The organism is Paenibacillus physcomitrellae, from assembly GCF_002240225.1.
GTDB classification, from domain to species: Bacteria; Bacillota; Bacilli; order Paenibacillales; family Paenibacillaceae; genus Fontibacillus; species Fontibacillus physcomitrellae.
Genome location: NZ_CP022584.1, coordinates 2,718,844 through 2,730,630 on the forward strand (window position 1 = coordinate 2,718,844; position 11,787 = coordinate 2,730,630).

Below are 11,787 nucleotides of genomic sequence, written 5' to 3' on the forward strand. Positions count from 1 at the left end.
GTGTTTCACCCCTATCTACAGTGCTTGTCTTCGAAAAGATTTCTCAAGCCGATCCAGCTTGCCGGCCAAGCTTCCGTCGTACAGCGTATCGCCGATTACGACCTTCATGCCGCCGAGCAGACTGTTATCCACCACGTTCTCTACGCGGATCTTCTTATTCACAAGAGTGCCAAAATGATCGGACACCTGCTGTTTTTCTTCTTCATTAAGCGGGTAAGTCGTATATACTACAGCCGAAGCAAGGCCAAGCGCTTCCCCGGAAATGCGGATATAGCTTTCAAGCAGCTCCGGCAAAACGCCAACTCTGCCGCGTTCTACCAGCAATTTGAGCAGGGAGATAACCGGTTTAGAAAGTTTGTCTGCAAGACTCGTTTCAATAACCTGCCATTTCGCTTCCTCCGTAATGCTGGGAGCCGCGATGAAATTGACGATATCCTTGTCGGACGTCAACGCTTCAACCGCCGCCTTCAGTTCCTGTTCGACTTCAAGCGTGCGGCCTTCCTGCGCCGCAATTTCATAAATCGCTTTGGCATAACGGGAGGCGATAACCGCTACTTTGCTGCTCATGAGCGGCCACCGACCTCTTTGAGATATTGGTCGACGAGTTCTTCTTGCACGCCGTCTTCCTTAACCTCTTTCTCAAGCAGCTTGGACGCAATCTTTACAGAGGCAACGCCCACTTCCGAACGGAGCTGCTCAACCGCTTTATTCTTCTCGTTCTCGATGTCACGCACGGCCTCGTCTTTAAGACGTCCGGCTTCTTCTTTAGCGAGCTCAATAATTTGGGCCGCTTGTTTGCTGCTAGTTTGTTTGGACTGTTCGATAATATCGTACGCATCCTTACGAGCTTGCTGCAGCGCTTGTTTCTGTTCTTCTACATACACATTGGCCTGTTCACGCGTCTGCTTCGCTTCCTCAACCTGCTGAAGCACCAGCTCACGGCGTTTTTCCATTACGGAGAAAAGAGGACCAAACGCATACTTGTTAAGCAAGAAGTAGAGAATCAGGAACGCTATTAACGCAAGTACGAGAGATTCCCATGAGAATTCCAATCCCAGTCACTCCTTTCCAGTCATCGGTACTTTCTAGCTCCCGTCGTGCGGGGGCTTAAAGGTCAATTCAGGTGAAAGAGATATGGCGTGGACGGCTTTGCCTTCCCCGCCATATCTCTTCATGTCCGTTTATTAAGCAGCTGCGTAGAAAATGAACGCAAGAACTACCCCGATGATTGGAAGGGCTTCGACCAGACCTACACCGATAAACATTGTTGTTTGCAGCGTGGATTTGGCTTCCGGTTGGCGAGCAATACCTTCTACTGTTTTACTTACGATCAGACCGTTACCAATACCTGCGCCGAGTGCGCCCAAACCTACTGCAATCGCAGCAGCGATAAATGCCATAACTCCCATTTTAAAAAATCCTCCTTAAAAGATGTCATTTTTTATAAAGCTATATTCAGGCTGGGAACAAACAAAGATCCATTCCCGGCCGCTACTACCCTTACTTCAAGACCAACCACCCGCTAATGCTCGTCGTGCGTCTCCAGCGCTTGCGAAATGTACACAAACGTCAGAATCGTAAAGACGAAGGCTTGGATGGAGCCTACAAATATACTAAAGCCCTGCCATACTACGAGACCTGCGGCGGAAGCAATCCAGCCTCCCCAGCCCAAAACGGTAAGCTTCAGGAGCACGGAGATCAATACTTCACCTGCAAAAATGTTCCCGTATAGACGCATACCGTGCGTCAGCAGTTTGGAGAACTGCTCAATCAAGTTGATCGGCAGGAAGAAAACAAACGGTTGAAGATAGTGTTTGAAATAACCTTTGGTATTTCGTGTCATGCCCAGGAAGTGAACCATCAGGAAGACCATGATCGCAAGACCCATGGATACTCCGGCATCGGCCGTAGGCGATTTCCACCAGGCGACACCCACCTCGATCTCTTCATGTTCACCGCTCGTAGCTTGAGCAGCCTGAAGTTTATCAAACTCCTCCGTGACGGAAATAATAGGTTTACCGAAAATATGAGCCGCTTCTTTGTGGTCATATTCCGTTACAATACCGAACGGCAAGCCCAGCATATTACTCACAAAAATAAACATGATGAGCGTCAACCCAAGCGAGAGGAACGGTCTGCCTTTCTTCATATCCATCGTGCTTGAGATCAGCCCTTTGACGAAATCAACGACCCATTCCATAAAACTCTGAAGTTTGCCCGGATTCTCAACCGACAAATTCCGCGTAGCGATGAAAGCCAGCAGGAACACAACCAGACAAGAAACGACAAGCATCAGAATGACGGACAAATCGATGTGAAGCCCATGCCATTCAATAATCGGTGACTTATGCATAATTCTCACCCCTTTCCCAGTCGGGAGTTCTAGTTCTGTTGTTGTTTAGCTTTCTCTTTCCGGGCCAGTTCATCTCTCATTCTCTCCTCTTTGATAGAGAAGATAATCCCCAGAATTTGAAGCAAGAAATGGGCGAATACCAGGCTGGCCAATACGGCAAGCTCACTAAAATAATGAGGAAACTCAAGAGGAATCAGAATAGCCAGAATCGATGTCGCCAGGCGAAAACCAAACCCCAGCCCTGCGCGCCTCCTGCTGCCTTTGCCTTCCGCAGCCAGTACCGCTGCCTCGATAATCAAACGAACTTTGTAAGCCATATGAATGACATTAATACAGCTCACAACGGAACCTAAAATCAAACCGTGAGCGATAGCCCGATGCTCCGGAAGTATTACGGAAATGAGCAGGCATAAAGCAGCGAAAATCAGAACAATTCGGACAACGAGTACTCGATATTTAGTTAGTTCATTCATCGTTTTCCCTCATTATTCTTCTAATTACAGCCACAGCGCCAAACACTCCGGCTGCCATCCCTGCAAGCACCCCAATTCCGACACCAATTCCGCGATTGCCAAGCAAATTACCCAGCCACGAGCCGACATAAAAGCCAGCCATCGTGCAGACAGCAAAATCTACGCCTATCAAGCTGACTACACCAGCCATTTTCCAGGCGGAACCGCCACTTTCAGGTTTGTCCATTTTCTGTCCCACCCTCGGAATTCTAGTTCATTTTACTAATAGAAAATAAACTTTGTCAATTGAGGGGAATTGCTGTCAGAGCCTGCAAGAAAGCGCTTTTGAAACCCTATTTTCATTTTCAACTCTGCAAACCCCTGCAAACCGTACAGTTTAACTGTATGCTGTACGTATTTCTTTTACAACACTTGCCCGTTTTCATTTGTGAACTTTCTGTGAAATCCTTCAGGACGCTCGCTTCTCAGACCGAAATGGTGAAGTATCGCATTGACAATTCTTTGGGATGCCTTTCCATCTCCATACGGGTTGGCGGCCCGACTCATAGCCTGATAAGTCTCAGTATCGCTGAGCAGCGCTTTTGTCCGTGTATACACCTTCTCTTCATCCGTACCGACCAATTCAAGCGTGCCTGCCTCAATCCCTTCCGGGCGTTCCGTCGTATCGCGCAGAACAAGTACCGGAACACCAAAGGACGGCGCTTCCTCCTGCAGACCGCCCGAATCCGTCAGGATCAGATGGGTATGCGGATAGAAGTTGTGCAGATCCACAACATCCAGCGGGTCGATCAGCTTGATGCGCGGGTGATTGCCGAGAATCTCATGCGCAGGTCCGGATACAGCCGGGCTCGGGTGCACCGGATAACAGATGGCGATATCTTCAAACTCGTCAGCGATCCGTTTCACCGCGCGGAAAATGTTGCGGTGCGGCTCCCCTTGCGATTCGCGGCGGTGCGCCGTCATCAGAATCAGGCGTTTGCCGCTGGCCCAGTCGAGTACAGGATGGGTATAATCCTCTTTTACCGTATATTGAAACACATCCGTAACGGTGTTGCCTGTGATATAAATACTTGACTCTGCCTTGTTCTCCTTGCGCAAATTGCCTGCGGACCAGTCCGTCGGCGCCAAATGAAGATCGGCCAGGACACCTGTTAGCTGACGGTTCATTTCCTCCGGATAAGGGGACATTTTGTTCCAGGTCCGGAGTCCGGCTTCGACATGACCAATCTTGATCTGCTGCAGGAAGGACGCGTAGCTGGCCAGGAAAGTCGTCAGCGTGTCGCCGTGAACCAGGACGATATCCGGCTTGGCCTCTTTCAATACGCCTTCCAGCCCTTGCAGAACGCGGATCGTAATCTCGTTCAGGCTCTGCTGATGTTTCATCACGTTCAGGTCATAATCCGGCTGGATCTGGAACACTTCGAGAACCTGATCCAGCATTTCCCGGTGCTGGGCCGTTACACATACGATCGACTCGATCTGCTCCGGATGTTTCTCAAGCTCCAGAATCAGCGGCGCCATCTTGATGGCTTCCGGTCTGACGCCAAAGATCGTCATCACTTTAATCTTAGACACTCAAATCCCCCGTTTCTATTTCCCTTATGACTGTTTCAATGCACTTCGAGCCAAGCAGACAATCTCGCTCTACTCCTACTTATCCTATTCATAGAATGGGATCCCGCAACCGGTCTATTTGCTTCATAGTCATGCCGGACGGCATCCCTATTCTAGTTTGATAGATTATTTAGTTCCGTACAAACGGTCCCCGGCATCGCCAAGTCCCGGAATGATATAACCGTGATCATCGAGATGGCTGTCCAGGGCGGCCACATAAATATCCACGTCCGGATGCGCATCCTGCACAGCCTTTACGCCTTCAGGAGCCGCAATCAGGTTCATCATTTTAATTTGGCTGCAGCCGCGTTTCTTCAGGACGTCAATAGCCGCAATAGCCGATCCGCCGGTGGCCAGCATAGGGTCAATGACGATCAGCTCACGCTCCTGCACGTCCGTAGGCAGCTTGGTATAATATTCGACTGGCTGCAGCGTCTCCGGATCCCGGAACAGACCGACATGACCGACCTTGGCCCCCGGAATCAGTTTCAATACGCCGTCAACCATACCCAATCCCGCACGAAGGATCGGAACGAGTCCGAGCATACGGCCTGAAATGACCTGAGTTTCCGTCTCCGCCACCGGCGTTTGAACCGTTATCGTTTGAAGCGGCAGGTTTCTTGTAATCTCATAAGCCATCAAAGTAGCTACTTCATCCACTAATTCGCGAAACTCTTTCGTGCTTGTCCGCATATCGCGGATAAACGTCAGTTTGTGCTGAATCAGGGGATGGTCGCAAATGATCAATTTTCCCATTATATTCCCTCCGTACAAATCCCATTATTCACATCTTACGGTACCTATTTCCTAAGCATGTCCGTAAATCCTGTTCATTATATCACTTGGCGAACTCGTTTTCATCTAGTGCTGTCAGCTTTTCGGGAAAATCGGTCCTTGAGCTCATTTCCTGATGTTTCCGAGTCATTTCAGGTGGAAAGCCAGTAAAAAAATGTCTGCAGCTGGTTAAGGGATAAAGAAACCCGGACGGCAGACCCCGCCATCCGGGTTTCATATCGCTAATGAACAAGCGCTCTCAGAATACGCAGCCCGTGTCCCTGACTGCGGGTATCCTTTAATGCAGTATTCCGCACCGTTACCTGCAGCTCGCCCGGCGAATCCAGAGGAGTAAACAGCACCGGCACAGGCCGGTAAGCCTGCAAGCACCAGTCGTCGAAAGGATTCACCTGTACAAATGAGCCGCCGTTAATAGAGTACTCAAGCATTCCGGTATCCGGGCCGCATAGGAGCAGAACACCGGCTCCCCTCCCTTGCCCTGTAAAGGTGAACGCAGCGCCGGGCACTTCGGTATAAACATGCTCCGTAGAATACCTCCAGTTCATTAACGGATCGTCTGGATGCAGTTGTTTCAAATGAAATGCTTCGGACCAGGAAAGCTCCGAAACCGCCAGCATATGTGCATGCTCATAGTTCCCGGGCATCAGAGGTCCGGAAGGCGTATGAGCCGGTATGTGAGTTAGCATGTGAGCTGGTGTGTGAGCCGGCGTGTGAACGGATTCGTTCTGTGCCGGGTCGTTTTTCTGCGGGAGCGGCAGCTCCGCCTCCAGAAACTCCTGCATGAAGCGGGCGTACAGCGCATGCCCCAGATCATTGGGATGGACGCCGTCCGGCGCCAGCTCGCGCCATTCGGCCGTTCCCGCCTGAAGCAGCCGATAGACGCCTGCCGCAAAATCCACCGAAGGAATATCGTAGTATTCCGCGACTTCTTCGTGGACGGCGATGTTAAACAGACGGATTCCGGTCAGATTCTTCTCTGCGGCCGTGTATACAAAGCAGAGGTCCGTTGCCGGCGACAGCCGGCGGCAGGCCCGGACAATGCCCTCCATGCCCCGCAGCGACTCCTCGCGGTCTTCCCCGTCGTTGACGCTGAATTCGACGAACAGCAGATCAACCGGGCCTTCTGCGGCCTGGAAGACCTGCTCCTGCAGCCGGTGAGCGCCAAGCGTCGAGTCCGTGCCGCCAACGCCCGCATTTACGCTGATGAACGGTCTGCCGGCACCGTCAAGCTTTTCCCGCAAATACTGCTCCGTTAATGCCCTCCAGCTGGTCACGTCACGCTGTGAAGCCCCGGCCCCTTCCGTAATGGAGCCTCCGAGGAAAGCGACCGTTACCGGCTTTCCCTCCGCTGCCTTCCGGGCGGTTGCCGGAAGCCCTCTGCGCCGGATCATTTCGGCATGGACGTCTTGCGCCTCCTGCAGCTCTTTCATAGGTTGTTCCCTCCATCTAGAAGTTCCTGTACATGTCATTCGCAATCCTTTCCCTTCACAGTGCTTCACAGTCCTTCACAGTCCTTCATAATCCTTCGCATTGCGTTATAACCTTTCACAGTGCGTTATAACCCTTCGCAAAGCTCGGCTTCCCGCAACTCATGCTTCGCCGGATCAAACGCCAGCGTCTTGATTTCGAAGCCCTCCAGCTGGATCTCGGCTGAAATGCCGTGTGAAGGAATCTCCAGCGTTGTCTTTCTGGCTTCGCCTGTAGGCTCAAATAAACGAAGGATGTAGGACTCGCCTTGCTCCGCCTTCTTGAACGCGCTAAGCTGAACGACTTCATCCTGGAGACGAATGAAGCTGCCCGGCTGCTGCCCTTCACCCGACGGGAAAAAGGACAGCGCATACGGACGTTCGCCGTGCGCCAGCGCTTCCCGGTCTACCCGCGCCATCCGTTCCCGGCGCGGTCCGCCGTTCAGCCAGAACGTATACTGGCGTTCACCCTGGTCGATGCGGGGCAGGAACCGGTCCTGCGGCATGATCGTCTTATCCCCGATCGGGTGGGCGCAGTAGCCAGCGCCGCGCAGCAGGGATAAGCGAACCTCGCCGTCCCGGCAATCCGAGCCGTAGATGCCGTCATTGATGAGGGTCACGGCCAGCTCTGGCCCGGCGCCTCCCGTTCCCTCCAAAGCCATCCAGCGCTGGGCTACGGTTTCAGTTCCGTCCGCCGCCAGCTCGCTGATGCCGAACGCAGTCTGCCCCCGGTACCGCCCGTCAGCAAGCGCCGTCGGCACCGACAGCTTCAGCATTTTATCCTTCTCGTTCCAGTAAACGCGCAGATTCACTTCGATTTCTGTGCCCTGCTTCGGCAGCTTGTAGGTCTGGCAAATATACGAGTGATTGTAATGAAGCACCGCTTCAATCACTGTACGCACCTCGCCGTCCTCAATAACCCGTACCGAAGGCAGCAGCGCCTGCTTCACCCCGGAGAAATCCGTACCCTGTCCGGGGTTCATCAGGGTGAATGAACCCACGACATCCCGGAACGAATCGGTATCCATGCGCCAAGGGTCCTCGTTATCCGCCATGACAAGCGGGAGGAACGCGCTGCCGCGCAGCAGCGGCTGCCCGTCGACCACATACTCCTCAACCAGCCCGGTTAACGTGCTGATCACCACACGCATCCGGCCGTTCTCAAAGACATACTTTCCATCCTGCGGCTTCAGCTCCGGCTCCGGCTTGCGGTCGGCCCGCTCGATCCGGCAGTCAAAGCGGTTCATCGAGGACGGAGCCAATTCTGCCTCAAAAACCACACGCTTGCGCCAGTCCAGATTCAGGTTGCTTTGCTCTTTCTCCGTTTGGGACGGCAGACGTACTTCCCCCTGGTACACGACTGGAACGGAGAAATAATCCTCCCAGTTCTGATCCTCCAGCATAAACTCGCATTCCACCAGCTGCCGGACCGGATACGGATGCGGGTTGTAGACCAGCACCGGATACTCCTTCAGCTTCGCCTTGGGTTGTCCGGCCGACAGCGCAAAGAACGCCCTTGTTCTCAGCCTCGCCAAAATCTCCAGCCCATGCTCCAGCAGCCGCAGGGAAGCATCCTCTACAGCTTGAATCGATGTGCCTGGCAGTATGTCGTGGAACTGGGCGTACATCAGATCGTGTACCGCTTCGTCCAGCTCGGCTTTCGGATATCGCAGCAGCCCTTGGGCTTCGGCGGCGGCAAGCATTTTCTCCGTCATAAACAATTGATTCTCGAGCTGCCGGTGCTTCTGCTTGATCTGGATCATCGAGGTGTAGCAGCCTACAAACCGCGGATTCAGGTCCTGATCATAGACAGGCAGCTCTCCCCGCTCCTTCAGCTCAGCGAAAAAATGCTCCGGCGTGGAGTGCGAAACCTCCACACCTTCCACCTTCACTTCCTCCATCAGCTTCGCAATGGCATCCAGATCGAGGCGGGATGGCCCGCCGCCATGGTTGCCGACGCCCCACAGGATCAGGCCGACCTCCGTCTCCGGGTGGGCTTTGATCCATTTGCCAATCTTCTCATGCGCTTTGCCAAGCAGCGTGGAATAACCGTCTGCGATTTGGTGCGCCATCACGCTGGAGCCGGCGTAACCTTCCCAGATAAAGTTTTGTCCGGGCACAATCACCCGGTTCTCGGGGCGCATGAAGATATAGGAGTCATAACCGGCTTTCTGCAGGATCTGCACCAGTCCCCGGGTATGCCCGAAAGAGTCAAAATTGATTGCGGTCGTCGGCCGCGCCCCGAATTTCTCACTGAAATACAGGCGTCCCGTCAAGATCTGCCGCACAAACGACTCGCCTGACGGCATATTGCAGTCCGGCTGCAAATACCAGCCGCCCATGATGTTCCACTTGCCTTCCCGCACCAGCCTTTGAATCCGCTCAAACAGGTGGGGTTCATATTCCTCAATCCACTTATATAAAATAGCTTCATTATGGTTAAACACGTAACCGTCATATTCCTCGCAAAAGTCGGCAGCAGCGCGGAAGGTCGACACGGCCGCAGCCGCGCCCTCCTCCCATTCCCATTGCCAAGAGGGGTCCAAATGCGCATTGCTCAGCAGGTGCAGCTTTCTCATCCCTATAACCTCCAATAAGTGGACTCTAATGAATTGAACTCTATTGATTGAACTCTAATTTTTTGCCCAAAAATCCCCAAGCGTCAGGGTATAGCAGCCGCCTCTTTGCGTCTCAAAGCTCCACAGCCCCGCCGCATCCTCCCGCTTGGCTTCCACCGCCTGGCCTTCCGTCACGACGCGCAGGCCATCCGGGGCTTGAAGCACGCAGCGCTCGCCGCTGTGCGAGCGAATCGTCACTTCCGTCCAGCGGCTATCCTTCCAGGCGATGCTGACTTCAAAGCCGCTGCGGGCGCGCAGGCCGCTTATGTACCCGCTGGCCCAGCAGTCCGGCAGGGCAGGCAGCAGCTCCAGGAAGCCTTCGTGCGACTGGAGCAGCATTTCGGCTATGCCGGCCGTCACCGCAAAGTTGCCGTCAATCTGAAACGGTGGATGCGCGCATAACAGATTGGCGTATACACCGCCATGATGATAATTCTCGGATTCGCCGTCCTTGACCAGCTTCAGGAAGCGGTCAAGCAGCGCCCAGGCGCGGTTGCCGTCTTTGAAGCGCGCCCAAAGGGCTATTTTCCAGCCGAGGCTCCAGCCTGTTCCATCGTCCCCGCGCCGCTCCAGCGATTGTCTGGCCGCCGCATACAGCTCAGGGGCGGTCCGCTCCGTCAGCTGCCGCCCCGGGTAAACGCCAAACAGATGGGACACATGCCGGTGATGCACATCCTCGTCTTCGAAATCCTGATACCATTCCTGAAGCTGCCCGTATTTACCGATCTGCAGCGGGTACAGCCGTCCTCTGGCCTGTTCCAGCGCGGAGCGGAATTCCGACTCCGCAGCTTCACCCAGCTCGTCGATGGCCGCCATACAGTTTGTAAACAAGTCCCAGATGAGCATCAGGTCCATCGTGGACGCCGCGCTCACGGCCGCCACATCGCCTGACGGTGTTACAAATTTATGCTCGGGAGAGGTTGACGGGGCGGTAATGAGCCGGCCTTCCTCATCCTCATACAGCCAATCCAGGCAAAACAATGCGGCGGACTTCATGACGGGATAAGCTTGTTCCCGCAGATACGCAAGGTCCCTGCCAAACGCAAAATGCTCCCACAAATGCTGGCACAGCCATACGCCTCCCATCGGCCAAAGCGCCCAGCCGGCGTCCCCGTGGCCAAACTCACCCACCGGGGCGGTGTGCGCCCATATATCAGAGTTATGGTGCGCAGTCCAGCCGTCCGCTCCGTAATGGAGGCGCGCTGTTTCCCGCCCGTTCTCGGCCAGATGGCCGATGAAATCAAGCAGCGGTTCATGCAGCTCGGGCAGGCCGCAGCTTTCCGCAGGCCAATAGTTCATTTGGGCGTTGATGTTCAGCGTCCAGTTGCTGCTCCAGGGCGGACGAGTCTCCTTGTTCCAGATGCCCTGCAGGTTGGCGGGCTGACTGCCCGGCCGTGAGCTGCCCATCAGCAGATAACGTCCATATTGAAACACCAGCTCAACCAGTCCGGTGTCAACAGCTCCGCCTGCTTCAATGCGGGCGTCCGTCGGCGTCTCTGAACTGCCGGGATTAACGGCACCCTGGCCGCCAGACTGCCCGCTCTCTCCAAGACAGAACTCCACGCGGCGGAACAGCCGGCTGTAGTCCGCAGCGTGCGCTTGAAGGAGCTCCTCGTAGCTTAGTTTGGACGCTGCCGCAAGCCGGCTGGCTGCTTCCCGGAACGGGCGTATGTTATCCTGCGGCATCTGATCAAATCCAGCAAAAGAGGTCGCCGCCGTAATCAGCAGCGTAGCCCGGCTGGCGCCGGTAACCCGGATGCCGCCATCATCGGTCTCTAGTACGCCATCGGTATCCGTGACGGTCATTCTAGCTTCAAACGACATGCCCCGGTGCTCCTCGGCTGTTCCGTACATGACGGGAAGATCCGGATTATAGTAATTGGGGGCGACATATTCAGGCGCTGTGCCCCGCAGGACAAGCTGACCTTCTTCTTCCACCGTACGGCTGCGCAAAGGGCTGTCTGCCGTAACTTGAAAACCAAGCGTGCCCGGCACGCTGGCCGTCAGACGCACTGCAATGACCTGATGGCTGGCCGAAGCAATCATCTCCCGTTTGTATTTGGTTCTGCCAATGCCATATTCCACGGCGGCCTGGCCTTCGGCCAAATCGAGCTCACGTTTGTAGCCGCTGCAAGTATCTCCGTGCTCAAAGCGGAGCGTTACACCGCCTAATGGCAAATAGGACTGCGTGTAGCGGCCCATCATCTTTTTGCCCAATTGGTCGGCTTCGGTATATCGCCCTTGCTGCACCAAAGCTCTCATCTCCGCAAGATGCTTGGCAGCATGAGGATTGTTCCCATCCTTTGGATAACCCGACCAGAGCGTATCTTCGTTCAGCATCAGTCGTTCTTCTTCGACACCGCCGTACAGCATCGCGCCCAGTCTGCCATTCCCCAGTGGCAGCGCTTCGGTCCACACACGCGCCGGTTTATCGTAAAACAGCTTCATTTCTGCTCCTCCCATCCTCT

The 11,787-nt window shown here is 54.4% G+C and carries 11 protein-coding genes; all 11 read right to left on the reverse strand.

From position 1 onward, the window contains the following. Positions 1-15: 15 nt before the first annotated feature. The 11 genes from CBE73_RS12405 to CBE73_RS12455 all read right to left on the reverse strand — a co-directional run bounded on the left by CBE73_RS12405 (position 16) and on the right by CBE73_RS12455 (position 11,767). Complete coding sequence (locus tag CBE73_RS12405) at positions 16-567, reverse strand: F0F1 ATP synthase subunit delta (protein WP_094094476.1); 552 nt, start codon at positions 565-567, stop codon at positions 16-18. After that, on the reverse strand, positions 564-1,052 hold the full coding sequence (gene atpF, locus CBE73_RS12410) for a F0F1 ATP synthase subunit B (protein WP_094094477.1): 489 nt from the start codon (positions 1,050-1,052) through the stop codon (positions 564-566). Before atpF ends, CBE73_RS12405 begins: the two co-directional genes overlap by 4 nt. Before the next feature lie 132 nt (positions 1,053-1,184). Beyond that, the gene (gene atpE / locus CBE73_RS12415) at positions 1,185-1,409 is read right to left on the reverse strand and encodes a F0F1 ATP synthase subunit C (protein WP_068698517.1); all 225 of its coding nucleotides are present in this window, start codon (positions 1,407-1,409) and stop codon (positions 1,185-1,187) included. A gap of 113 nt (positions 1,410-1,522) precedes the next feature. After that, the gene (gene atpB, locus CBE73_RS12420) at positions 1,523-2,356 is read right to left on the reverse strand and encodes a F0F1 ATP synthase subunit A (RefSeq protein WP_094096283.1); all 834 of its coding nucleotides are present in this window, start codon (positions 2,354-2,356) and stop codon (positions 1,523-1,525) included. Positions 2,357-2,382: 26 nt separating this feature from the next. After that, on the reverse strand, positions 2,383-2,826 hold the full coding sequence (locus CBE73_RS12425; protein ID WP_094094478.1) for an ATP synthase subunit I: 444 nt from the start codon (positions 2,824-2,826) through the stop codon (positions 2,383-2,385). After that, entirely contained in the window at positions 2,819-3,052 is a 234-nt protein-coding gene (locus CBE73_RS12430) for an AtpZ/AtpI family protein (RefSeq protein ID WP_094094479.1), read from the reverse strand. The genes CBE73_RS12425 and CBE73_RS12430 overlap by 8 nt, the downstream gene beginning before the upstream one ends. Positions 3,053-3,228: 176 nt before the next feature. Beyond that, positions 3,229-4,401: a non-hydrolyzing UDP-N-acetylglucosamine 2-epimerase gene (gene wecB, locus CBE73_RS12435; protein WP_094094480.1), complete on the reverse strand. Its 1,173-nt coding sequence runs from the start codon at positions 4,399-4,401 to the stop codon at positions 3,229-3,231. A gap of 165 nt (positions 4,402-4,566) precedes the next feature. Next, the gene (upp, locus tag CBE73_RS12440; protein ID WP_094094481.1) at positions 4,567-5,196 is read right to left on the reverse strand and encodes a uracil phosphoribosyltransferase; all 630 of its coding nucleotides are present in this window, start codon (positions 5,194-5,196) and stop codon (positions 4,567-4,569) included. A 260-nt stretch (positions 5,197-5,456) separates the two neighbouring features. Beyond that, a complete protein-coding gene (locus tag CBE73_RS12445) occupies positions 5,457-6,665 on the reverse strand; it encodes an SGNH/GDSL hydrolase family protein (RefSeq protein ID WP_157739543.1) in 1,209 nt (402 codons plus the stop codon). A 125-nt stretch (positions 6,666-6,790) separates the two neighbouring features. After that, positions 6,791-9,280: a glycoside hydrolase family 38 N-terminal domain-containing protein gene (locus tag CBE73_RS12450; RefSeq protein ID WP_094094483.1), complete on the reverse strand. Its 2,490-nt coding sequence runs from the start codon at positions 9,278-9,280 to the stop codon at positions 6,791-6,793. A gap of 54 nt (positions 9,281-9,334) precedes the next feature. Further along, complete coding sequence (locus CBE73_RS12455) at positions 9,335-11,767, reverse strand: glycoside hydrolase family 95 protein (protein ID WP_094094484.1); 2,433 nt, start codon at positions 11,765-11,767, stop codon at positions 9,335-9,337. Positions 11,768-11,787: the final 20 nt, after the last annotated feature.

Bases quoted from the DNA above. Each gene is read 5' to 3' on its own strand.
- CBE73_RS12405 (WP_094094476.1), bottom strand. From the start codon at position 567: ATGAGCAGCAAAGTAGCGGTTATCGCCTCCCGTTATGCCAAAGCGATT.
- atpE (WP_068698517.1), bottom strand. From the start codon at position 1,409: ATGGGAGTTATGGCATTTATCGCTGCTGCGATTGCAGTAGGTTTGGGC.
- CBE73_RS12425 (WP_094094478.1), bottom strand. From the start codon at position 2,826: ATGAATGAACTAACTAAATATCGAGTACTCGTTGTCCGAATTGTTCTG.
- CBE73_RS12430 (WP_094094479.1), bottom strand. From the start codon at position 3,052: ATGGACAAACCTGAAAGTGGCGGTTCCGCCTGGAAAATGGCTGGTGTA.
- upp (WP_094094481.1), bottom strand. From the start codon at position 5,196: ATGGGAAAATTGATCATTTGCGACCATCCCCTGATTCAGCACAAACTG.
- CBE73_RS12445 (WP_157739543.1), bottom strand. From the start codon at position 6,665: ATGAAAGAGCTGCAGGAGGCGCAAGACGTCCATGCCGAAATGATCCGG.
- CBE73_RS12450 (WP_094094483.1), bottom strand. From the start codon at position 9,280: ATGAGAAAGCTGCACCTGCTGAGCAATGCGCATTTGGACCCCTCTTGG.
- CBE73_RS12455 (WP_094094484.1), bottom strand. From the start codon at position 11,767: ATGAAGCTGTTTTACGATAAACCGGCGCGTGTGTGGACCGAAGCGCTG.